We start from the raw sequence: 22,174 nt of genomic DNA on the forward strand, positions 1-22,174 counted from the left end.
GGTTTTCGGGGAACGCCGCTGTTTTCGGCGTATTTTGGTTGCTGACTAGCCGTGAAACCTGTCTGAAGCGCTTATTTGCGCCTGATGCCCGGCTCAAAAGCCGTGTAGTGGTGCGTTTTCGGGCGGAAATACTGCAAACTGCTCCCGAAAACGCTCACCTTTTAGGGTATGCACCACGGACGGTGAGCTTTTTCGGGAGCTTCGGTTGGCCCCGGTCTGCTTCAATGTGCGATGGAATCGTCTGCTGTAATTGGGGGCCAGCATATGCCGTGCATCCACGTTCATCGCCGCAAGCGTAATGGAATGCAATATGCGGGCGAAACTGTTATCCGTTTTTCAACTTTTTGCTTTTTCATAAGTTTGAATCGATAATTGATGTCAACACCTTGAAATACAATCTGGCGCGTGCCCATCCGGGTTCCGCCGCTGGGCGGCTGTAGCCGCCCGCTGCCGCGAGTCGAGTATCATTCGGCTCGGGTCAAACAGGGGCTCGTAGCGTCCCCGCATCAACCACAACCGGAATCATCGATGGAACAGCTTGAAGGCGAGGCTCGCGAACGGTTAATTCGCTGGCTCCGGCGTCGCATGGACGAATACGGCATTAGCGTGGAAGCGGTCGCGGAATCGATTTCCGCCGACAAGCAAGCCGAACGGCCGATCTTATATCGCGACGCAATGGGCAATACATGGGACGGTTATGGCGATCCGCCCGATTGGTTGCGCCGCGCAGTCGCTGCCGGCCAGCAAATGGACTTTTATCGCTGCGAAGGGTAGCGCGCGGCTGATTCAGCGGTCGTCCGAACGCGGCCAATAATTTTCGGAAATGCAATCGGCAATGGGCATACGGTGCGCCCAGTGTTCGATTTCGAGCATCGGGCGTGGATAAAAGCGCTCGACGTGCCCCAAGCACAGTATTGCAACCGGCTTCGCGCCGGCCGGCATGCGCAGCAGGCTGCGCAGTTCGTCGACGTCGAAAATCGATACCCATCCCATGCCGAGCCCCTCGGCACGCGCGGCTAGCCACATGTTCTGAATCGCGCAGGCAACCGAGGCAAGATCCATCTCGGGCATCGTGCGGCGCCCGAAGACATATTTCTCGCGGCCGTCCATCAGCGCCATCACAAGCAGCTCGCCGCAATCGAGCATGCCCTCCACCTTGAGCTTCATGAACTCGTCGCGGCGTTCGCCGAGCGCGTCGGCCGTGTGGGTGCGTTCGCGCTCGACTGCGTCGTGTAACGCTTGGCGCAGCGTTTCATCGGTGATCCGCAAGATCCGCCAAGGCTGCATGTAGCCGACGCTCGGAGCATGGTGGGCTGCATCGATCAGACGGGCGAGCACGTGTGCGTCGACGGGCTTGCGCACGAAATGGCGCATGTCCCGGCGTTCGTAAATGGCGCGGTACACGGCCGCGCGGTCGGAGTCGCTGAATCGCATCGCCATCACCATCACCAGAAAAGGGCCGGTGGGAAGATACCACGCCGATACACGGCAGCCGGCGTAATGGCAGGCATATGCGTTGCGGCATCAAACTAACAATCCATCAATCGATTGATAGACGATCGGTAGAGGATTGGCAGCAGGGATCGCTCATTCATCGGAGGACCAAATGACATCGCGAAAGCCAAGTCAGGCAGCGCCGACCAACCCGCGTCGACAACACGATCGCGGCGACCATCAACAGGCTCAGCAGCAGCAAAATCAACAGAAGATGCCGCGTCATCAAGGCGGCCAACGCCAGCCCTGAGCCTAATGGACAGTCGGGAACGATCAGACGATGACGACGCGGCCGCCGAGGGCGCAGCGCGCAACGCGGTGTGTCCGGTGAGCCGCGCATTTTTCAAGGGGAGTGAGGACATGTCCGTGAAAGCAGGCGAAAAAGCGCAAAAGAGCGGGGACCTCCATTGCGAGAAGTGCCACCACGAGGTTCATGTCACGGTGGGCAGGAAAATCCCGCGCTGTCCGCATTGCGGCAACGAAAGTTACTCGTCGCGCACGCACGAAACGGGGAACAAGTCCAGTTGAGCCGAGCGGCGTTTCGCCCATTCGCGATGCAAGCATGGCGTCGCCGTGGCGTCGGCTCACTTGTGCAGGATCTGCCGCAGCGCGTTGACGTCGTTGCCGCTGATCGGCTGCGCGTTGTTGCCCCATGCGCTGCGCACGTAGCTCAGCACCTGCGCGATTTGCGCATCGACGAGCAAGCCTGCGAACGCTGGCATGCGCTGGCGTTGCGGCCCCGACTGTGTGGCCGGACTGTTGCCGCCAGCGCAGCGGCGCACGCGCATCCGTATGCACATGCCGACGCGCCGCGGCAGGCGAGCAATATTCGTCTGCGAGACGTACTGTCAGACAGGTTGTGAAGCGAGCCGAGCAACGCGGGCGGTCCTTTCATGCGGATCGGCTGGACGAGTATGGACGCTAGCGCAGCAGCACATTCCGTTCCTGCGGCCTGCCGACGACGCGCCGCTTGGTAGCCCGGGTTGCACGGCGACACTTTGCGATGCCGCGCGTTATGCTGTGACGCGCGGCATCAGCATGACTGCACTTTTTGCGCCGCGGTCCACACTCCATTAAGGCGATGCAATGAACGAGGTGCCTGTGTCTGATCGCGAGCGAAGCTCGAGCACACGGACGGCCCAGCATGCTCGCGACGTGCTGGAAGGCCGCCGGCGCGGCATGCGGGTACTGCTGCCGTTTGCCGGGCCGGCTGTCGTCGTCTCGGTTGCTTATATGGACCCCGGTAACATCGCCACGAACCTTCAAGCCGGGGCGGGATTCGGCTATACGTTGCTGTGGGTCGTGCTGTTCGCCAATCTCGTCGCGATGCTGTTTCAGTCCATCTCCGCACGCGTTGGCCTGGTCACGGGCCAAAGCCTCGCCGCGCTTTGCGCATGTCATTTGCCGAAGCCCGCCGTGCTGGCGATGTGGGTCGTGGCCGAGATCGCGGCGATGGCAACCGATCTTGCGGAATTCGTCGGCGCCGCCATCGGTTTTTCACTGCTCGCCAACGTGCCGCTGATCGTCGGCATGGGTGTCACGGCCGTGCTGACATGGGGGCTGTTGTTGATGCAAGGGCGCGGGTTTCGACCGCTCGAACTGACGATCGGCGCGCTCGTCGGTGTGATCGCAGTGGCCTACCTCGCGCAGCTCGTGCTCGTACCGCTCGACTGGCAGCCGTTGCTGCGCGGCACGTTCGTGCCGACGATCGCCAATCGCGATGCGCTTTTCGTGGCCGTCGGCATCATCGGCGCGACGGTCATGCCGCACGCGCTGTTTCTGCATTCTGGCTTGAGCGGACAGCGCATTCAGCCGCTTTCGAATGACGAGCGTCGCAAGCTGCTGCGTTATTCGAATCTCGAAGTCATCATCGCGCTGAGCGTGGCGGGGGTCGTCAACATGGCGATGGTGGCGATGGCCGCCGGCGCGTTTCATCACGGCCACTCGCAGGTGGCTGACATCGACGTGGCGTACCGCACGCTGACCCCGCTGTTCGGCTCCGTCGCGGCCGGGCTCTTTCTGACGTCACTGATGGCGTCGGGCATTTCGAGTTCGGTCGTCGGCACACTGGCGGGACAGATGATCATGCGCGACTTTCTCGGTTTTTCCGTGCCGCTTTGGCTGCGCCGCCTGCTGACGATGCTGCCCGGTATCGTTGTGGTCGCGCTGGGGTTCGACGCGACGCGTGCGCTCGTGCTGAGTCAAGTCGTCTTGAGCCTGGCGGTGCCCGTGCCGATGATCTCGCTGATCGTGTTTGCTTGCCGCCGGCGGATCATGGGTGTTTATCGACTCAGTCACGCAGCGGCCATTGCGGCGATCGTGCTGGCGTCGGGTGTGTTGCTGATGAATGGCGCGCTCGTCGCCCACGCGTTTTGAAGATGCCGGCGCCGTCATTCGGCTAAGTCTTACTGTGTCATAGACATGTCCTCTCGCCGACGACAGAGCAGCGAACGCGAAGGCGCAACTACCTGCGCGGATCGGGGACATTCATCGCGCATCCCTATCCCCCGTCGACGCTACACTGGTACCGACGTAATCAAAGTCGGTCGGGGCCGGCTCAAGCCAACTGACATAACGAAGTCCATAACAGTTCGCCAGCGGAAGCTGTGCTTCGTATTGTGCGCAGCGCGTGGTTTTGCGGCCGCTAACCTTGCGCGCTTATTGCGCCTGCTCGCGATCAAGCGGCGACTAATACATCTCGCGCAACTTATTTTCCATAGCTGAGCCCTGTTCGACACGGGAGCAAATGGCGAACAAAACAGAGAACGCATAAGGAATGAAACCACCCAGTGTTGGCAGTTCAGGAGCGAGTATCCCTTTTGAAGAGTCGTCGCCGGGTTCTGGCCGAGGACAATCCTCCGTGAGTCGCCGCGCACAGGACGACGGGCCGCTCGCCGCACACCGTTTGCCCGCAGCGCCGACACCGGGAGATGCTTCGCGCGACAACTACAGGGTGCCGCGCGTCGCGGTATCTTCGAGTTTCCGATCGTCCATGGGAGGTGCTAAAACAGCGCCGAAAGATGCGCCTGTCGTACCGGATGGTTTGCCGAACGACACCGCTTTGACAGCGCTTGGCTACTCGATGCGGCAAATTCGGTCGGTCAAGCCTGAGAGCATTTCGGCAATACGCAAGCACCATCAAACGTTGGCCGGGCATGGGTTCTCTCATGAGCAGATTTGCAAGATCAGTCATCGGTACCAGTCGTTGGCCGTAATCGCAAACGATTACAGGAAATTGGTCGAGGTGCTGCCTGAGTTATCCAAAGATGAAATCGTCAAGATCGCCCGGCAGCGAGCGGGCGATCTGGCGTTGTCAGCGTTGCTCGAAGTTGCGGCGGTTTTGAGCGCGCCACCGCTGTCGCTGAACACCGAGCAAATCGCGGCGGTTGCTCGACGCGGCGCGCGCCTCACACTGTTGGCGCTTGCAAGCGAGGGAGCAATACTCATGCGAGCGCCGTTCAATCTTACCGCCCGACAGTTAGTGAGCATCGCAAGCAACTCAGGTGCAAGTCACGCGCTGAGAGCGGTGCGCGCGAGGCTGCCGGAGTTACGCAAAGCACCCTATGAGCTCACCACGGAGCGGGTGGTCGCGATCGCCAACAACAGTGGCGGCAGGCAGGCGCTGGAAGCCATAGTTGCGATGCTGACGGAGCTGTGCGGTCCGCCCTATGGGTTGAGCACCGAGCAGGTGGTTGCGCTCGCGAGCAACGTTGGGGGCAGGCAGGCGTTGGAGGCGGTGCGCTCGATGTTGCCGGAGCTGTGTAAGGCGCCGTACGAGCTCACGGCCGAGCAGGTGGTCGCCATTGCGAACAACAAGGGCGGCCGGCAGGCGCTGGAAGCTGTGTACAAGATGCTCCCAAAGTTGCGCAAGGCGCCGTACGAACTCACGGTCGCGCAAGTGGTTGCCATTGCCCGCAACGACGGCGGCAGGCAGGCGTTGGAGGCGGTGCACTCGATGCTGCCGAAATTGTGTAAGGCGCCGTATCAGCTCACGGCTGAACAGGTGATCGAGATCGCCACCTATGGGGGCGGCAAGCAGTCGCTGGAGGCGATGCGCGCGATGTTGTCGGAGCTGCGAGAAGCGCCGTATGGACTGAGTACGGAGCAGGTGGTTGCTATCGCTCGCAATGCTGGCGGAAGTCAAGCACTTGAAGCCATTCGATCGATGGGCTCAGACTTGCGCGCCGCGCCCTATGAGCTCACCGCCGAGCAAATTGTTGCCATTGCCAGCAACCACGGCGGCAGGCAGGCGCTGGAGGCGGTGTACGCGACGCTGCCGAAGTTATGCCGGAAGCCATATGAATTGACGAGCGCGCAGGTGATCGGCATCGCAAGCAACGATGGCGGCAGGCAGGCGCTGGAGGCCGTGCACGCGATGCTGCCGAAACTGTGCGGTGCGCCGTACGCGCTCACTCCTGATCAGGTGGTTGCAATCGCCAGCAACGATGGCGGTAAGCAGGCGCTGGAGGCGGTGCACTCGATGCTGCCAGTGCTGCGCAAGGCGCCGTATGAACTGCTCACCGAGCACGTCGTTGCGATCGCCAGCAACAATGGCGGCAGGCAGGCGCTGCAGGCGGTGCACTCTATGCTGCCGAAGCTGTGCGGTGCGCCGTACGGCTTAGCTGTCGAGCAGGTAGTCGCCATCGCGAGCAACATGGGCGGCAGGCAGGCGCTGGAGGTGGTGCATTCGATGCTGGTTAAGCTGCGTGGTTCGCCGTATCAGCTCACCAGCGAGCAGGTGGTTTTGATCGCCCGCCATGGGGGCAGGCAGGCGCTGGAGGCGGTGCATTCGATGCTGCTCGAGCTGCGCGGCACCCCGTATCGGCTCACGACCGAACAGGTGGTCGCGATCGCCAGCAACAATGGCGGCAAGCAAGCGCTGCAGGCGGTGCGTTCGATGCTGCAGCAACTGCGAGAAGTACCTTATGGACTGAGCACGGAGCAGGTAGTCGCTATCGCTTGCAACCATGGCGGCAGTCACTCCCTCGAAGCGGTCCGGTTGATGTTGTCAGACTTGCTGCGGGCGCCATATGAGCTCACTACCGAGCAGGTGGTTGCGATCGCCCGAAACGATGGCGGCAGGCAGGCGTTGGAAGCGGTGCACGCGATGCTGCCGCAGTTGCGAGAAGAGCCCTATGGGCTCACCACCGAGCAGGTGATTGCTATCGTCAGCAACAGCGGCGGCAAGCAGGCATTGGAAGCCGTGGGCGCAATGCTGTTGGCGCTGCGAAGGTCGCCGTATGAGCTGAGTACCGAGCGCGTGATTGCCATTGCCAGCAACGTCGGAGGCAGGCAAGCGCTGGAGGCGGTGCGCGCGATGCTGCCAAAGCTATGCAACGCGCCGTATAGCTTGACTACCGAGCAAGTCGTCGCCATTGCCACCAACGGTGGCGGCAGGCAAGCGCTCGAAGCAGTGCACGCAACGATGCCGGCGCTGCTCAGCTCGCCGTATCAGTTCACCACGGAGCAGATCGTCGCAATTGCCAGCAACAGTGGAGGCAGGCAAGCGCTGGAAGCGGTGCGCTCGACGCTGCCAAAACTGCGCGACGTGCCGTATGCGCTCACTACCGAGCAAGTGGTCGAGATCGCCAGCACAGGTACAGGTGGCAGGCCGGCGCTGGAGGCGGTGCAATCAATGTTGCCGGCGCTGCGAAAGGTGCCGTATGAACTGAGCACGGGGCAGATCGTTGCTATCGCTGCCAACCATGGCGGAAATCAAGCGCTCGAAGCGATCCGGTCGATGTTCCCGACCTTGCGCGCTGCGCCGTATGCGCTCACGACCGACCAGGTGGTCGCGATCGCCAGCATGGGTGGCAAGCAGGCACTGGAGGCGGTGCGATCGCTGCTGCTGGTGTTGCACAAAGCACCCTATGGCCTCACCACCGAGCAGGTGGTTGCGATTGCAGGCAACACAGGCGGCAGGCAGGCGCTGGAGGCGGTCCATTCGATGCTGCCGAAGCTATGCCGTGCGCCGCACAAATTGACGGCTGAGCAGGTGGTCGCCATTGCCCGCAACGCCGGTGGCAATCAAGCGCTCGAAGCGGTTCGTTCGATGCTGATCGATCTGCGAGAGGCACCGTATGCGCTCACGACCGAGCAGGTAGTTGCGATCGCCAGCAACCATGGCGGCAGGCAAGCGCTCGAAGCAGTGCATGCGATGCTGCCAGTGTTGCGCGGCCCGCGGTACCGCCTAACCAACGAGCAACTCGTCGCGATCGCCAGCAACAAGGGCGGCAGGCAGGCACTGGAGGCGGTGCAATCGATGTTGCCGGAGCTGCGCGAGGCGCCCTATGAGCTCACCACCGAGCAGATTGTTGCGGTCGCCAGCAAGGAAGGCGGTAACCAGGCGTTGGGGGCGGTGCACTCATTGCTGCTAACGCTGCGCAGTGCGCCGTATGAGCTCACCACCGCGCAGGTGATCGCAATTGCCAGCGACAGTGGAGGCAGGCAAGCGCTGGAGGCGGTGCGCGCGATGCTGCCAAAGCTATGCAACGCGCCGTATAGCTTGACTACCGAGCAAGTCGTCGCCATTGCCACCAACGGTGGCGGCAGGCAAGCGCTCGAAGCAGTGCACGCAACGATGCCGGCGCTGCTCAGCTCGCCGTATCAGTTCACCACGGAGCAGATCGTCGCAATTGCCAGCAACAGTGGAGGCAGGCAAGCGCTGGAAGCGGTGCGCTCGGCGTTGCCAAAACTGCGCGACGTGCCGTATGCGCTCACTACCGAGCAAGTGGTCGAGATCGCCAGCACAGGTGGCAGGCCGGCGCTGGAGGCGGTGCAATCAATGTTGCCGGCGCTGCGAAAGGTGCCGTATGAACTGAGCACGGGGCAGATCGTTGCTATCGCTGCCAACCATGGCGGAAATCAAGCGCTCGAAGCGATCCGGTCGATGTTCCCGACCTTGCGCGCTGCGCCGTATGCGCTCACGACCGACCAGGTGGTCGCGATCGCCAGCATGGGTGGCAAGCAGGCACTGGAGGCGGTGCGATCGCTGCTGCTGGTGTTGCACAAAGCACCCTATGGCCTCACCACCGAGCAGGTGGTTGCGATTGCAGGCAACACAGGCGGCAGGCAGGCGCTGGAGGTGGTGCATTCGATGCTGCCGAAGCTATGCCGTGCGCCGTACAAATTGACGGCTGAGCAGGTGGTCGCCATTGCCCGCAACGCCGGTGGCAATCAAGCGCTCGAAGCGGTTCGTTCGATGCTGATCGATCTGCGAGAGGCACCGTATGCGCTCACGACCGAGCAGGTAGTTGCGATAGCCAGCAACCGTGGCGGCAAGCAGGCGCTGCAGGCGGTGCGTTCCATGCTGCAGGAACTGCGAGAGGTACCGTATGGACTGAGCACGGAGCAAATAGTCGCTATTGCTTGCAACGATGGCGGCAGTCAATCCCTCGAAGCTGTCCGGTTGATGTTGTCAGACTTGCTACGCGCGCCGTATGAGCTCACCACCGAGCAAGTGGTCGCGATCGCCAGCACAGGTGGCAGGCAGGCGCTGGAGGCGGTGCAATCGATGTTGCCGGCGCTGCGCGAGGCGCCCTATGAGCTCACCATCGAGCAGATTGTTGCGGTCGCCAGCAAGGAAGGCGGTAACCAGGCGTTGAGGGCGGTTCACTCGTTGCGGCCAACGCTGCGCAGTGCGCCCTATGAGCTCACCACGGCGCAGGTGATCGCAATTGCCAGCGACCATGGTGGTGGACCGGCGCTGGAGACGATAGCGTCGCTGATGCCGGCGCTGCGCGAAGCGCCATATCACCTCACCCCGCCGCGGGTCGTCGCGATCGCCAGCAACAAGGGCGGTAGGAAAGCGCTGGAGGCGATTCACTCGATGCTGCCGAAGCTGCGCGCAAAGCCGTACGAGCTGACGACTGAGCAAGTGGCCGCCATCGCCAGCAACGAAGGCGGCCGACAAGCGCTGGAGGCAGTTCATTCGATGCTGCTGGAGCTGCGCGCAAAGCCGTACGAGCTGACGACTGCGCAGGTGGTCGCCATTGCCAGCAACCGTGGCGGTCGGCAAGCGTTGAGGGCAGTTCATTCGATGTTGCCCAAGCTGCGCGCAAAGCCGTACGAGCTGACGACTGAACAGGTGGTCGCGATCGTCGGTCATGGCGGCGGCAGGCAGGCGCTGGACGCCGTCTGGTCGATGCTGCCCGCGTTGCGCCGTGCACCCTATAGCCTTACGGTTGAACAAGTATCGGCCGTCGTTGACTTGCGAGTTGGCGGCAGTCTGCCCGCAAGTGGGGCGCTCGCATATATTCAGCGGATTTGCGATGAAGTGCGGGGGCTTTATGAGCGATTGCAAAAGGGTGACCGCGATGCGCTGGCCTATCGTTACAGTGCGGGGCAGATCAGGTTTATGGCTGAGCGAATTCGGCCTCCTGAAGGAGCGCGAGCCGACCTGCGATTCACCTACATCCTTGCTGAGCCGCAGTGGCGCGAAGCACTTGGCTGGCAGAGCCCCCCGCTGCAGCTCGTCAACGCCCAGCATAACCTGCGCCAGGTCGCCGATCAGGTGGCAAGTGCGAGGGAGGCAGGTCTGCCTCCCCCGATTATTCTTGGGGGGGTGCTGTATCAGGTCGCATTGGACGAACGCGGTGAGGTAGCCGACTGGTTCATCGGTGGCAACATCCCGAAGCGGCTCGCGAAATTCAGCGGACAACTGGTGGGATACAGCGCTGTGTCGGGGCTCGGTAACTTGAAAGTGGGGCGTGCCGACTACAGCGTCGAACGTGCTGACGACACCATCAATGCGGCGGCGATTACGCTCAAAAACGGCACCCCAACTGAATTTCGTCTGTGGGGCGAGAGCGGCAACGACTATTGCGTCACGGCTGCTTCTATTGCGTCATGGAACGGGGGCGGCACTGCCGCATGGCAGTGGGGCTCCACGGACGAACGGGAACTGGAAGTGGTTGATGAGGGCCCAAGCCCGGAGCGAGCCGGCGAGCAGCAGATCTTGGCCGAAGCGGTCAGGCAGACGCTGATGCGGCGGTACGACAGGGAGGAAGTGGATCTGCTCGTTCGGGTCCTGTCGGAATGGTACAGCTTGACTCGCGATGATGGGTGCACAGAGCAGGTCGCATATGCGCGCATCCGGGAGCAGTTCGGTATCCACTCAGCTCAATTGGATGCGTACATGGGCGATGTCCGGGCGCTGTTGAGCGAGGCATCGCTAGGCGCTTCGGGGTTCGAGGATGAGGACTGAATCGGGCCTTCAGGATTCGAAGCGAGTGATGCTGATCGAAAAGTATCCGCCCGAGAGAGCGATCGCTGATCGCGGACGATGCTCCGGTTGCGACGACGGGAGGACGTTCGTGCAGGAAACGGAGAAGTTGGGCTCGAAGCCGCGGATTGTGAGTATGTTGGATTCTATTTTTTAGAACACAGTAACGCTAAAAAGGTGAGGGTTTTCGGGAGCATGGCTGTGACCCGCCGATCGACGCCGCCCATTGCCTGTCCGTCACGAAAACGCGATTCGTGCGAAGATCGTGGGTTTCGACGCGGCACACGCCCGTCATGGCGACCGAAGCTGGGCAATGCGCCTGGCTTTCAACAGGAGACTCACGATGCAGATCACCGGAGACATGCTGATCGGCGGCGCGGCGGTGCGCGGCAAGGCGGCCACGCTGCGTGCGTTCGACCCGGTCCGCAACACGGACATCGAGCCGGCGTTCGGCGCGGGCGATGCGGGCGACGTCGATCGCGCATGCCAGCTTGCGCAGCAGACATTCGATGTGTTTCGCCAAGCGCCGCTCGAGCAGCGTGCGCGCTTGCTCGAGGCGATCGGCGAGCAGATCGCGGCGCTGGGCGATGCGCTGATCGAGCGCGCGCACATCGAGTCCGCGTTGCCGAAGGCTCGGCTCGAAGGCGAGCGCGCCCGGACGATCGGTCAACTGAAGCTTTTTGCCGCGCTGGTGCGCGACGGCCGTTGGCTCACCGCCACGCTCGATTCGGCGCAGCCTGAACGCAAGCCGCTGCCGCGCCCTGACTTGCGCTTGCAGAAAATCCCGGTCGGCCCTGTGGCGGTATTCGGTGCGAGCAACTTTCCGCTCGCTTTCTCGGTGGCCGGTGGCGACACCGCATCGGCATTCGCGGCCGGTTGTCCCGTCGTCGTGAAAGCGCATCCCGCGCATCTTGGCACGTCGGAACTCGTGGGCCGTGCGATCGCACAGGCCGTTGCCGAGTGCGGGCTGCCGGCCGGTATTTTTTCGCTGGTGATCGGCGCGGGCAACGCCGTGGGCGAGGCGCTCGTCGCGCATCCGGCCATCAAGGCTGTTGGCTTCACGGGCTCGCGCGGGGGCGGCATCGCGCTGATGAATATCGCGGCGCGCCGACGCGAACCGATTCCGGTCTATGCGGAAATGAGCAGCATCAACCCGAACTTCGTGCTGCCCGGCGCACTGGCGGCGCGCGGCGAAGCTATCGCTGCCGGCTTCGTCGATTCGATCACGCTGGGCGTGGGCCAGTTCTGTACGAACCCGGGGTTGCTCGTCGCGCTCGAGGGCCCTCATCTGAAGGCCTTCGTCGATGCCGCTGCGAAGGCCCTCGAAAAGAAGGGCGCGCAGACCATGCTGAGCGCCGGTATCGCATCGGCGTACCGCGACGGTATTTCGCGTCGCCTCGCTGTTGAAGGCGTGCAGCGCATCGGCGAAGGCGCGGCCGGCGGCACACCCAACGCGGCACTGCCGGCGCTCTTCGCCACGACACAGTCGCAATTTCTGGCACAGCCGCCGCTTGAGGACGAAATCTTCGGGCCGACGTCGCTTATCGTCACGTGCAAGGATATCGACGAGATGGTGCGGCTTGCCGAGCATGTCGAAGGCCAACTGACGGCCACACTGCATCTGGAGCAGGAAGATCATGCGCTGGCACAGCGGCTGTTGCCGACGCTCGAGCGCAAAGCGGGGCGCATTCTGGCGAACGGCTTTGCGACGGGCGTCGAAGTGGCGCACGCGATGGTGCATGGCGGCCCGTTTCCGGCCACGTCGGACTCTCGCTCGACGTCGGTGGGCACGCTTGCAATCGAGCGTTTTCTGCGGCCCGTTTGCTATCAGGACTTGCCTGCGGCGTTGTTGCCGCAGGCCGTGCACGACGAAAACCCGCTCGGGCTGTGGCGATTGCGCGATGGTGCCTTCGAGCGTCGTTGATCGCGACGCCCCCCCTCATAGCAGCACGCAGATGACCTCACCGGACGGTTCGGTGAGGTCATGACGCAGTTTGTTGCTCTGCCTGCGGTTCCAGTTTGCGTTGCGGCAGTGCAAGCAGCAGAGCAGCGGCGAGCCGGCAGGCCACGCCGGCCGCCGTGATCATCGATGCACTCGGCGAGATCTGCCATTCGCCGGGCAGCGCGGGCAAGACGAACCAAGCGGACATGATGCCGAGCGCAACGGTTGTCCAACGCGCCCACGCGTAGCGCAGCGCGACGAACGCATAAAGCGCACCAAGCATGATGCGGGCAACGAGCGCAGCGGCAAGCGAAGAAGTATCGGCGGATGGTGTTCCGCCTACGCGCAACAGCACGAACTCGAACGGCAGTTCGGCCCATATAAACAGATAGCCAATAAAAGGCATATCAGCGCCGCGCGAATATGCCTGGCTGAACGCGGGGTCAGCATACAAAATCGCCTATCGAACATTTGCTTATGCGCCGCGCCACCCGAGCGCAACGCATGGCAAGTTCAAGCACGAAGGCGTACATAGTGGGGTATTTCGTCCGTTTGCCATGCGTTTGATCGAACAAGCGCTGTTACGACGACGCATCGCCAGACGACAGCAACTGGTCCGATTTATTTCTCATAGAACCCGCGTTTCGTACAGAGTATGATTTCAATCCTGCGTGCCGGCCACCGCCCCCGAACGGTGTTGCTTGCCCGCTTATGCATAGCGGTTGCACGTAGCTCATTGAGTGCCGTGGGCTGCGATATACAAAAAAGGGGAATTTGGAGGCAGGCGAGTCATGCATTCGGACGCCGCATTCACTCATCGCGGATATCTGCTTAACTGCGCCCCCGCCCGAGCGGGGGATGGGACGTATCAGCCGTACGTCGTGATTTCGCGCTCGAGCGATGGCGAGCTCGTGGCCAATCGTTTTTTTCCGACCGACCTGCGTTTTCCCGACGAGGCCGCCGCGATCGCCCACGCGCGCGATTGGGCCGTACGGTGGATCGACGTGAGCAGCATGACGGTCTAGTGGCTCGGTGCCTCGGTGCTTCGGTGCCGGCAAAGTTGGCGCCAGCCCGCGCCATTGTCCAGCTGGCCGATTTCCGCCTCGCGGCAAAACGCGGTAATCTTTGCGGACGTATCACTCTTCGGCCGCGTCCCACGCGGTTTGCGCTTTTATTATGTCCACTCCCGCTTCCCGCCTGTGGGGACTCGAGCAGATCGTCGCCGAGTTGCGCGCTTCTCGCGAGGAGCTTCACCGCACGCGGCATCCGCGGGGCATTCGCGAATTGCCGTCCCGAGAGGCCATCGTCGGTATCGTCAATGGCTTGCGCGCCGCGATGTTTCCCACCCACTACGGCGCCCCCGATCTGACCGACGAAAGCGTCGACTATTACGTCGGGCATACGCTCGAAACCACGTTACGGCTGCTGTGCGAGCAGGTGCGTCGCGCGTTGCGCTTCCTGCCTGAGCACGCGAGCACGCCTGATGCCGAACTCGTGGCGCGGGCCCTCGAGGTCACCCGTGCGCTCGGCGCGCAACTGCCAGGCATTCGCGCGCTGTTGGTCAGCGACATCCAGGCCGCCTTCGCGGGCGACCCGGCCGCACAACATATCACTGAGATTTTGCTTTGCTACCCTGGCGTGCTCGCGCTGATGCATCATCGGCTCGCGCACGCGTTGCATCGGCTCGGCGTGCCGTTGCTGGCGCGTTTCGTCAACGAAATCGCGCATTCGGCCACGGGCATCGATATCCACCCTGGAGCGCAAATCGGCCCGAGCTTTTTTATCGATCACGGCACGGGCGTTGTCATCGGCGAGACGGCCGTCATTGGCGAGCGTGTGCGCTTATATCAAGCGGTCACGCTTGGCGCGAAAAGCTTTCCGGCCGATGGCGACGGCACACTCGTGAAAGGCCATGCACGGCATCCGATCGTGGAAGACGACGTCGTCGTGTATGCCGGGGCGACGATACTCGGGCGCGTCACCATTGGGCGCGGCGCGATCATCGGCGGGAATGTCTGGCTCACGCACAGCGTTGCGCCGGGCGCCAACGTTTCGCAGGGCAGCGTGCGCGAAGGGGGCCGTGGCGACGAGCATGACACCGCCAGGCGCACACGCAAATGAAAGCGGCTGCTCGCGGTCGTGTCGTGATGTACCGATCGGCGCTCACCGGTGTTGAAGCAACCGCCGCTGACACGCGGCAAACGTTTGCGCGCCATTCGCATGACCGCTTCGGCGTGGGCGTCATTGCGCGCGGTGCGCAACGTTCGGCAAGCGGGTGCGGTCTTGTCGAGGCGCGGGCGGGCGATGCAATCACCGTCAACCCCGGCGAAGTCCATGACGGCAGCCCGCTCGACGAAGCAGGTCGCGCGTGGCGCATGCTCTATATCGAACCGACGGTCATGCACGAGATTGCGCGCGATCTCGATGCGCCGTTGGCGACATCTCTCGAACTTACGCGGCCCGTGCTGCGCGACGCGCGCTTCGCGCACCTCTTCGCACGCGCGTTTGGCGCTGCGCTCGAAAGCGCTTCGCCAATCGACCATCTTGCTCGCGAGGAAGCGCTGTTTGCGTTTCTCGCGGACGTGATTGCACGACACACGACGGCGAGCTTGGCCCAGTGCACGCCTGCTGTTCGCGAGGGCAACGCGTCGGCGCAGGTCATGCGCGCGCGTGCGCGTATCGATGACGATCCTACCGCCGCACTAACGCTCGCCGGTTTGGCGGCCGATGCGGGGCTGAGCCGCTTCCAGTTGTTGCGTGAATTTGCGCGTGAAACGGGGCTGCCGCCTCATGCATATTTGATCCAGCGGCGCGTGGCATTGGCGCGTCGGCTGATCGCGGCGGGCGACACGCTCGTCGATGCCGCAGTGAGTGCCGGCTTCGCCGATCAAAGCCATATGACGCGCGCGTTCGTGCGTCTGTTCGGCGTGACGCCGGCGAATTACGCCGCCGCCGTGCGCTGACGAGGCACAAGGCGCTCGTACCGCACGTCGTACACCCTCGCTGCAATTTCGTTCAAGACGCGCCCGCGTCGTCTCCTTACTCTGCATCGCATCCTCGATCGACAAGGCCACCCAGGCCAACAAGGAGCGATACCGATGAATTCGCGTTTGACGGGTTATTTCTATTGCACGCTGGCAATGATCGGTGTGGGCAGCACGGTGGTTGCCAGTAAGCTGATTGCAAACGGGTTGCCGCCTTTCAGTGCAACGGCGCTGCGCTTTGCGATTGCGTTGCCGGTCTTCATCGCAGCGATGCGGTTGACCGGCGAACGGTGGCCTCGGCTCGGCTGGCGCGAGCTGCTCTTGCTCGTGGTCCAGGCGGGCTCGGGCAGCGTCGGCTACACGGTATTTCTGCTGAACGGCATGGCGCTCACGTCGGCCACCGATGCGGGCGTCATCGCCGGCACGATGCCGGCCGTCGCTGCGCTCGTCGCGATCTTTGCACTGCGCGAGCGGCCAGGCGTCATGACGCTGCTCGCCGTGGCGCTGGCAACGGCCGGCGTCTTCGTCTGCACGATGTCGGCGGGGAGCGGGGCGAACGCGCAAGGCGCCGCTGCCGTGCATGGCGCCGCGAACGGCTCGTCGCTGACCGGCAATCTATTCGTGCTGGCGGCCGTATTTTGCGAAGGGTTTTTTATCCTGCTCAACAAACGTTTGCGCACGGCTGTTTCGCCGTTGCAGATGTCGACGCTGATGACGGCCATCGGTCTTGTGCTCGCGCTGATCCCGGCACTTTTCGAACGACCGTGGCAGGGCAGCGTCGATCGTGCGGCGTTGGCGGGCGTCGTCTATTACGCGCTGGTGCCGACCGTTGCCGGCTTCATGCTCTGGTTTGCCGGCGCCGCGCGCATCGCGGGCGCGCAGGCGAGCGCGTTCACCGCATTCGTGCCGGTATCAGCGGCCGCACTGGCTGCGCTCGTGCTGCATGAGAGGATCGGTGCGGCGCAGTGGATGGGCATGGCCTGCGTGCTCGCGGCGGTACTGCTGATTGCATCCGATGGCGCACGGCTCAGACCCGCCGGCCGCGCCGCGGCCTCTTCCTAGCGTGTAGCGCGGCCGCACGCGAAGCATATGCGTCGCGCTCCAAACAAACCCGTCAAACGTTCGGCACCGCCATTGCCCCGGAATTGCCGACAATGGCGAGAAACTCGCGGCGAGTCGACGCATCGGATCTGAACGCGCCGAGCATGCGCGAGGTCACCATCGCGACGCCCGGCTTATGGATGCCGCGTGTGGTGATGCACTGATGCGCCGCTTCCAGAATGACGCCGACGCCGCGCGGCTGCAGGATGTCATTCAGCGTGTCGGCGATTTGCACCGTCATCTTTTCCTGGATCTGCAAACGCTTGGCGAACGCGTCGACGAGCCGGGCCAGCTTCGAGATGCCGACCACTCGATGCTTGGGCAGATAAGCCACGTGCGCTCGACCGATGATCGGCACCATGTGATGCTCGCAATAGCTTTCGAAACGAATGTCCTTGAGGACGACCATCTCGTCGTAGCCATCGACCTCCGAGAATGTGCGGGCGAGAATTTCGCGCGGATCGACCTTATAGCCCGAGAAGAATTCCTCGTAAGCGCGGGCTACTCGCCCGGGGGTATCGAGCAGGCCTTCGCGTTGAGGGTCGTCACCGGCCCAGCGCAGCAGCACGCGTACGGCGTCCTCGGCTTGCTCACGGGTGGGGCGCGGGTGCAGATCGACATCAACCCCAGCGCTCTCCTTCGACTTTGCGCCCGGCTCGCCTTTTTTCTTTGCTCGAGATCCGCTGCTCATTGCTGACTCCTCTCCTTTGCTGATTGGCGTGACGGGCGGTCATTTACGGGGCGCAAGGCTCATGCCCGTGGCGGCCATTGTTTCATGTTTCGGGGCGATCAGGGCGGGGCGCTGGCTGCGTGGCACGATTGTCCTGTAGCACAATGGACGCTTCGTACTGCTAAGGGATTTGCCGCCATGCCATTTGCCGCCGTCACTGGAACCAGCCGGGCCAAGGGAGTGAGCCTCTACTATCGGATCGACGGCGCCGAGCGCACCGACGCACCATGGCTCGTGCTGTCGAACGCGCTCGGTACCGACGTCTCGCTGTGGGCGCCGCAAGTCGAGGCGTTCGCGCAAGCGTTTCGCGTCCTGCGCTATGACACGCGCGGACACGGACGCTCGGACGTGCCGCCCGGGCCCTATACGATCGAGCGGTTAAGCGAGGACGTCGTTGCGCTGCTCGATACGCTGGCGATCGAGCGGGCGCATTTTTGCGGCGTCTCGATGGGAGGCGTGACCGGTATGGCGTTGGCCGCACGTCATGGAGAGCGGGTCGAACGGCTGGTGAGTGTCAGTGCGCTGCCGCGTAACCCCACGCCGCAGCAGGCCTGGGCTGATCGCATCGATCAGGCGCGAAGCGGGGCGATGCCCTCGCTTGCCGCCGCCACGGTCAATCGCTGGCTCAGCGACGCATTCCGCGCACGCGAGCCGCTCGTGGCAGCGGCCATTCGCGATACGGTCAGACATATGGATATCGAGGGCTATGCCGCCAATTGCGCGGCGATTGCCTCAGCGGATCTGACGCAGGATGTACCGTGCATCAACGTGCCGACGCTGATCGTGACCGGCACGCGCGATGCGGGTAATTCGCCGGAAGAGGGACGCGCGCTCGCTGCACAAATCGATGGCGCGCGCCACATCGCGTTCGATGGGCTGCATCTGCCGAACATCGAGCAAGCCGACGCGTTTGGCCGTGCAGTGCTCGACTTTCTACGCACGCTGCACTGAGGGCACCGGCGGCACCGGCGGTGGCTATTCCTCGGCGTCGTGCTCGGCAACGAAGCGCGTGAGATACGCACGCAGTGCCGCTTCGAGTGCGCGGTGATCGGCGACGCTCTTCGAGCCAGCGTTGGCTTCGTCGCCGAAGAGCGTAGGCGGCGCATCGTAAAGGCCCGCTTCGGCGCCTTCGCGCAAGATGCGAATCTCGTGAGTCGCTTCCAAATATTCGGCTACCCAGTGAACGCCTTCGATATGGGCGCCGGTGCGCACGATTGTTTTCATCAGCGAGTCCTCCGTTCCGTGGGCGGCTGGCGACGCGGCGAGCGATGCCGCGTCGGTGTCTTTCGGAAAGGGTACGCTTTTCGCACAGCCGACGCAGCTTTGATGCGCGCCGGCCCTGCGTCAGCGCTGCGGCGCGTTCGCGTTCAGTGGCTGATCGATTCGAGCGCACGCCCCTTAGTGGACGGCCCGAGCAGGATCATGCAGATGCCGAGCAGCATCGCCGCGCCGATAAATGCGGCGACGCCCGGCACGCCATAGCTGTGAAGCAGGATGCCGATGGCGAGGCCGGCGAACGCGGCCGCGATACGGCTCCATGAATAGACGAAGCCCACGGCGCGGGCGCGCACGCGCGTTGGAAAGAGTTCTGCCTGATAGCCGTGGTAGGCATACGACATGACGTTCGCCGCCAGCGTGAAGAGTACGCCGAGCGCGATCAGCAACGCGGGCTCCGACGCTTGCGAGAAAAGCACGATAACCACGCCCATCACGACGAGCCCGCCGCAGATCTGCGTTTTGCGCTCGAGTTTATCGGCGAAGAGCGTCCCGATCAGCGGGCCGAACGGATTGGCGATGGCGATGATAAAGGCATAACCGAGGCTTGCCGTCACGTGAATGCCACGATGGATGAGCAGCGTCGGCACCCAGGCCGCGAAGCCGTAAAAGCCGATGACTTGCGCCATATTGAAGACCGACAAGATGATCGTGCGTTTCAGATAGAGCGGTCCGAAGATTTCGGCGAAGGAGCCACGTCCTTCCATTTCCGCCGAGATCCGTTGCGGTGCGGGCAGCGGCACGCCTTTTTCGGCTGCGACGCGGCGCTCGATATCGGCGACGATGCGCTCCGCTTCTTCGATACGGCCGTGACGCGCGAGCCAGCGGGGGCTTTCAGGCACATTGCGGCGGATGATCCAAACGAGGATTGCGCCGAGCGTGCCGATCAAAATAACGACGCGCCAATAGTCGAGCCCGAACGGATGAGTGTCTTTCAGAGTGTAGGCTAAAAAAGCGACGATCGGCACCGCGCAAAACGTGATGAACTGGTTGACGGCATAAGCGCGGCCGCGTTCGCTGCCCGGAATGAGTTCCGAGATGTAGGAGTCGATGGTCACGAGTTCCACGCCGATGCCGATACCCGCCGCAAAGCGCCAGAGATTGATGGCGAGCCCGGAGTGCTGAAAGGCCATGATCGCCGTGCAGAACACGTACCAAATGAGTGACCAGGTGAAGATGAAGCGGCGCCCGAAGCGGTCCGCGGCGAAGCCGAACACGAGCGCCCCGAGCCACAGCCCGGCGAAGGTGGCAAACACGAACGTGCCGAAGCCGGCGATCGCAATCGGTGCGAGCGCTGCAAAGAAGCCGAGCGACTCGGGCTTGAAGAGCCCCGCCTGAACCATGCCCGGCGCGACGTAGCCGGTGAAGAAGAGGTCGTAAAACTCGAATACGCCGCCGAGCGAGATCAGGATCACCATCGTCCAGATCGTCCGTGACGGCGGCAGCCGATCAAAGCGAGCCGCGATTTCGGCCGATTTTTGATATGACATCTGTGCCTCGTTGTCGTTATGCGTTTTGTTGTCAAATGCGTTCGTTATAGCGGCAATAGGGAAAACCCGGGTCAATGTCGCATGTCGGCGGTTGCTTAACAATGGGTGCGAATACCGACGAGTACAGCGCGAAGCGGACGACAAGCAACAGCTTTGCCGTGCGATTTTATACAACTTCGTCTATATGTGGCGTCAATGTCATTGATATCCACCGCTGTTTCCAGAACGATAAAACCATCCGGGAGACTACCGCCGCCGGTATATAAGGGCGCAATTGCGCCGGACATATCTGTAGACTAATATCGCAGCGCAGACAATCAACGAATAACGAACAATCACTGAGAGAAAGCGCTTCCGAATGCGGACCGAACGCGCGATCACCGTCGTTCTCCAAACGCGTTTTCCGATAATGGGCCTTTCACTTTCATGCAATCAGTAGTCGCTCGGCGCAATCGCGCTGCGGGCCTCGACTGGCGACGATCGGGCGTTCCTGCGGGACGTGTACGAGAGCACGCGAGCGGACGAATTTCGTGCGGCCGGCCTGGATGAGCGAGCGATCCGCGCATTGCTCGCCACACAGTTTTTAATGCAGGACGCATATTGCCGCCGCCATTATCCGCACGGACGTTTCGATATCGTGCTGTCTGCGCAAACGGCGATCGGGCGCGTGTATCACGATTGGAGTGGCGAAGAAGCGCGTGTCATCGATATCGCATTGTTGCCCGCTTATCGAGGCGCGGGTATCGGAACGCGGCTCATACACGCGATACTGGCGCAAGCCGCTCGGCGCGGCATTGCGCTTGAACTGTATGTCGAATTTGACAACCCGGTATCGGCGCTTTATCGCCGGCTTGGGTTTGAGTGCGCCGGCGAGAGCGGCGTGTATCAAAAGATGCGCAGGGCCGCTGCCCAGTTCGACGATCGCGACACTGCCGTGATCGGCGGCCTGAGGAGCCCGCAGCCGTATAACGTGACAAAGGGGCCGCGCCCTTCACCGGGCGCGAAAAGACCAGTGAAACGACCCAGTGCCGAAATCGATCGGCACTGAAACGGGGCCATCGTGCAGTCGTTACCGACTCATGCCGAATTGATCGCGGCGATCGGGCAGCGCTTTTCGTTCATCGATGCCGCGGGGCGCAGTGTCGACGCGCAACTGACGTCCGCTCCGGCCGGCATCCCTATGGATCACACGTTCGTCTGCTATTCGGCGACCTTTGAATTGCCGGCGGGCGTGCACCTTCCGCAGGACATCTACCGCATCGCGTGCCTGATGGCCGAGCCTGGGATCTGCTCGCCGCACCGACACGACCCACGCCTGATGCGCGGGCGACGCTGACCGTCGTCGTGCACTGCCGAGCGGAGTTGTTGCAAAACGCCGCTGGCGAACTCAGCGAATAGTCCGATCGGCTTTTCAACATCCGCAACAAGGCAAGGACACACACGATGAGCGACCCCTATCTCGGCGAAATCCGCATGGTGGGCTTTACATTCGCCCCCTCCGGCTGGGCGACCTGCCAAGGGCAGACCATGCCCATTTCGCAAAATTCCGCATTGTTTTCGCTGCTGGGCATCACATATGGCGGCGATGGCGTCAACACGTTCAAGTTGCCGGACCTGAAAGGGCGCAGCCCCGTCGGCACGGGCAACGGCCTCGGGCTTTCGCCGATCTAAAGAGCCGTCGGCGTAAACACGACATCGCTTTTATCGCGAGCCTCGCGTCCCACGCTGATTGCAGTCTCGGTTGCCACATTGTGGCTGTCCGGCTGCGCGGTTCGCCCCACGCCGTTTACCGGCGCCGAGCGCACGCAGTCGGTGCGCGACGAACGCACCGAGATGTTTGCCGGCGCGCCGGAGTTGAAGGGGCCGGTCACGCTCGAAGAGGCAATGGCGCGTGCGATACGCTACAACCTCGATCATCGGCCGGTAAGCGAACGC

General features: G+C 62.7%; 17 protein-coding genes and 2 pseudogenes. 13 read left to right on the forward strand and 6 right to left on the reverse strand.

Translation table 11 applies throughout. From position 1 onward, the window contains the following. Positions 1-528: 528 nt before the first annotated feature. Positions 529-774, forward strand: a complete 246-nt coding sequence (locus tag ACSQ20_RS23975; protein WP_436024882.1) for an H-NS family nucleoid-associated regulatory protein — start codon at positions 529-531, stop codon at positions 772-774. Positions 775-786: 12 nt separating this feature from the next. On the opposite strand, the gene bluB is transcribed toward ACSQ20_RS23975, so the two are convergent. After that, the gene (bluB, locus tag ACSQ20_RS23980; RefSeq protein ID WP_436024884.1) at positions 787-1,440 is read right to left on the reverse strand and encodes a 5,6-dimethylbenzimidazole synthase; all 654 of its coding nucleotides are present in this window, start codon (positions 1,438-1,440) and stop codon (positions 787-789) included. 414 nt (positions 1,441-1,854) lie between these two features. Between bluB and ACSQ20_RS23985 the strand changes: the two genes are divergently transcribed. Then, positions 1,855-2,022, forward strand: coding sequence for a zinc ribbon-containing protein (locus tag ACSQ20_RS23985; RefSeq protein WP_436024886.1), 168 nt, complete (start codon positions 1,855-1,857; stop codon positions 2,020-2,022). Positions 2,023-2,078: 56 nt separating this feature from the next. Here ACSQ20_RS23985 and ACSQ20_RS23990 read toward each other — a convergent pair. Then, a pseudogene (locus ACSQ20_RS23990) lies at positions 2,079-2,261 on the reverse strand (c-type cytochrome); the annotation flags it as partial. 319 nt (positions 2,262-2,580) lie between these two features. Here ACSQ20_RS23990 and ACSQ20_RS23995 point away from each other — a divergent pair. The 3 genes from ACSQ20_RS23995 (at position 2,581) to ACSQ20_RS24005 (ending at position 12,641) form a co-directional block, all read left to right on the forward strand. Next, positions 2,581-3,870 carry an Nramp family divalent metal transporter gene (locus tag ACSQ20_RS23995; RefSeq protein ID WP_436024888.1) on the forward strand — a complete coding sequence of 430 codons (1,290 nt, stop codon included), beginning with the start codon at positions 2,581-2,583 and terminating at the stop codon, positions 3,868-3,870. A 616-nt stretch (positions 3,871-4,486) separates the two neighbouring features. Then, complete coding sequence (locus ACSQ20_RS24000) at positions 4,487-10,699, forward strand: hypothetical protein (protein WP_436024890.1); 6,213 nt, start codon at positions 4,487-4,489, stop codon at positions 10,697-10,699. 361 nt (positions 10,700-11,060) lie between these two features. Continuing rightward, a complete protein-coding gene (locus ACSQ20_RS24005; RefSeq protein WP_436024892.1) occupies positions 11,061-12,641 on the forward strand; it encodes an aldehyde dehydrogenase (NADP(+)) in 1,581 nt (526 codons plus the stop codon). A 58-nt stretch (positions 12,642-12,699) separates the two neighbouring features. Here the strand turns inward: ACSQ20_RS24005 and ACSQ20_RS24010 are convergent, their stop codons facing one another. Then, positions 12,700-13,065, reverse strand: coding sequence for a hypothetical protein (locus tag ACSQ20_RS24010; protein WP_436024894.1), 366 nt, complete (start codon positions 13,063-13,065; stop codon positions 12,700-12,702). A gap of 385 nt (positions 13,066-13,450) precedes the next feature. Here ACSQ20_RS24010 and ACSQ20_RS24015 point away from each other — a divergent pair, with 385 nt between their 5' ends. The 4 genes from ACSQ20_RS24015 (at position 13,451) to ACSQ20_RS24030 (ending at position 16,705) form a co-directional block, all read left to right on the forward strand. Beyond that, the gene (locus tag ACSQ20_RS24015; protein WP_436024896.1) at positions 13,451-13,684 is read left to right on the forward strand and encodes a hypothetical protein; all 234 of its coding nucleotides are present in this window, start codon (positions 13,451-13,453) and stop codon (positions 13,682-13,684) included. 151 nt (positions 13,685-13,835) lie between these two features. Then, complete coding sequence (epsC, locus tag ACSQ20_RS24020) at positions 13,836-14,780, forward strand: serine O-acetyltransferase EpsC (protein ID WP_436024898.1); 945 nt, start codon at positions 13,836-13,838, stop codon at positions 14,778-14,780. Further along, positions 14,777-15,622, forward strand: a complete 846-nt coding sequence (locus ACSQ20_RS24025; RefSeq protein WP_436024900.1) for an AraC family transcriptional regulator — start codon at positions 14,777-14,779, stop codon at positions 15,620-15,622. The genes epsC and ACSQ20_RS24025 overlap by 4 nt, the downstream gene beginning before the upstream one ends. Before the next feature lie 135 nt (positions 15,623-15,757). Then, a complete protein-coding gene (locus ACSQ20_RS24030; protein ID WP_436024902.1) occupies positions 15,758-16,705 on the forward strand; it encodes a DMT family transporter in 948 nt (315 codons plus the stop codon). Positions 16,706-16,757: 52 nt separating this feature from the next. Here ACSQ20_RS24030 and folE read toward each other — a convergent pair whose 3' ends face one another. After that, positions 16,758-17,435 carry a GTP cyclohydrolase I FolE gene (gene folE, locus ACSQ20_RS24035; RefSeq protein WP_436024904.1) on the reverse strand — a complete coding sequence of 226 codons (678 nt, stop codon included), beginning with the start codon at positions 17,433-17,435 and terminating at the stop codon, positions 16,758-16,760. Positions 17,436-17,612: 177 nt separating this feature from the next. On the opposite strand from folE, the gene pcaD reads away from it, so the two are divergent. After that, positions 17,613-18,425, forward strand: a complete 813-nt coding sequence (pcaD, locus tag ACSQ20_RS24040) for a 3-oxoadipate enol-lactonase (protein WP_436024906.1) — start codon at positions 17,613-17,615, stop codon at positions 18,423-18,425. A 24-nt stretch (positions 18,426-18,449) separates the two neighbouring features. On the opposite strand, the gene ACSQ20_RS24045 is transcribed toward pcaD, so the two are convergent. Together ACSQ20_RS24045 and ACSQ20_RS24050 are read right to left on the reverse strand one after the other, a co-directional pair. Next, positions 18,450-18,698, reverse strand: coding sequence for a hypothetical protein (locus tag ACSQ20_RS24045; RefSeq protein ID WP_436024908.1), 249 nt, complete (start codon positions 18,696-18,698; stop codon positions 18,450-18,452). A 143-nt stretch (positions 18,699-18,841) separates the two neighbouring features. Continuing rightward, positions 18,842-20,167: an MFS transporter gene (locus ACSQ20_RS24050; protein ID WP_436025871.1), complete on the reverse strand. Its 1,326-nt coding sequence runs from the start codon at positions 20,165-20,167 to the stop codon at positions 18,842-18,844. 571 nt (positions 20,168-20,738) lie between these two features. On the opposite strand from ACSQ20_RS24050, the gene ACSQ20_RS24055 reads away from it, so the two are divergent. From ACSQ20_RS24055 to ACSQ20_RS24065, 3 genes and pseudogenes are all read left to right on the forward strand, one after another. After that, positions 20,739-21,287 carry a GNAT family N-acetyltransferase gene (locus tag ACSQ20_RS24055; RefSeq protein WP_436024910.1) on the forward strand — a complete coding sequence of 183 codons (549 nt, stop codon included), beginning with the start codon at positions 20,739-20,741 and terminating at the stop codon, positions 21,285-21,287. 12 nt (positions 21,288-21,299) lie between these two features. After that, the gene (locus tag ACSQ20_RS24060; RefSeq protein WP_436024912.1) at positions 21,300-21,575 is read left to right on the forward strand and encodes a hypothetical protein; all 276 of its coding nucleotides are present in this window, start codon (positions 21,300-21,302) and stop codon (positions 21,573-21,575) included. A gap of 107 nt (positions 21,576-21,682) precedes the next feature. After that, positions 21,683-21,901 (forward strand): annotated as a pseudogene (locus tag ACSQ20_RS24065) (phage tail protein); the annotation flags it as partial. Positions 21,902-22,174: the final 273 nt, after the last annotated feature.

The organism is Trinickia sp. LjRoot230, from assembly GCF_964253315.1.
Taxonomy (GTDB): domain Bacteria; phylum Pseudomonadota; class Gammaproteobacteria; order Burkholderiales; family Burkholderiaceae; genus Trinickia.

Bases quoted from the DNA above. Each gene is read 5' to 3' on its own strand.
- ACSQ20_RS23995 (WP_436024888.1), top strand. From the start codon at position 2,581: ATGAACGAGGTGCCTGTGTCTGATCGCGAGCGAAGCTCGAGCACACGG.
- ACSQ20_RS24000 (WP_436024890.1), top strand. From the start codon at position 4,487: ATGGGAGGTGCTAAAACAGCGCCGAAAGATGCGCCTGTCGTACCGGAT.
- ACSQ20_RS24030 (WP_436024902.1), top strand. From the start codon at position 15,758: ATGAATTCGCGTTTGACGGGTTATTTCTATTGCACGCTGGCAATGATC.
- ACSQ20_RS23975 (WP_436024882.1), top strand. From the start codon at position 529: ATGGAACAGCTTGAAGGCGAGGCTCGCGAACGGTTAATTCGCTGGCTC.
- pcaD (WP_436024906.1), top strand. From the start codon at position 17,613: ATGCCATTTGCCGCCGTCACTGGAACCAGCCGGGCCAAGGGAGTGAGC.
- ACSQ20_RS24025 (WP_436024900.1), top strand. From the start codon at position 14,777: ATGAAAGCGGCTGCTCGCGGTCGTGTCGTGATGTACCGATCGGCGCTC.
- ACSQ20_RS24010 (WP_436024894.1), bottom strand. From the start codon at position 13,065: ATGCCTTTTATTGGCTATCTGTTTATATGGGCCGAACTGCCGTTCGAG.
- ACSQ20_RS24045 (WP_436024908.1), bottom strand. From the start codon at position 18,698: ATGAAAACAATCGTGCGCACCGGCGCCCATATCGAAGGCGTTCACTGG.
- folE (WP_436024904.1), bottom strand. From the start codon at position 17,435: ATGAGCAGCGGATCTCGAGCAAAGAAAAAAGGCGAGCCGGGCGCAAAG.
- epsC (WP_436024898.1), top strand. From the start codon at position 13,836: ATGTCCACTCCCGCTTCCCGCCTGTGGGGACTCGAGCAGATCGTCGCC.
- bluB (WP_436024884.1), bottom strand. From the start codon at position 1,440: ATGGCGATGCGATTCAGCGACTCCGACCGCGCGGCCGTGTACCGCGCC.
- ACSQ20_RS24050 (WP_436025871.1), bottom strand. From the start codon at position 20,167: ATGGTGATCCTGATCTCGCTCGGCGGCGTATTCGAGTTTTACGACCTC.
- ACSQ20_RS24015 (WP_436024896.1), top strand. From the start codon at position 13,451: ATGCATTCGGACGCCGCATTCACTCATCGCGGATATCTGCTTAACTGC.
- ACSQ20_RS23985 (WP_436024886.1), top strand. From the start codon at position 1,855: ATGTCCGTGAAAGCAGGCGAAAAAGCGCAAAAGAGCGGGGACCTCCAT.
- ACSQ20_RS24005 (WP_436024892.1), top strand. From the start codon at position 11,061: ATGCAGATCACCGGAGACATGCTGATCGGCGGCGCGGCGGTGCGCGGC.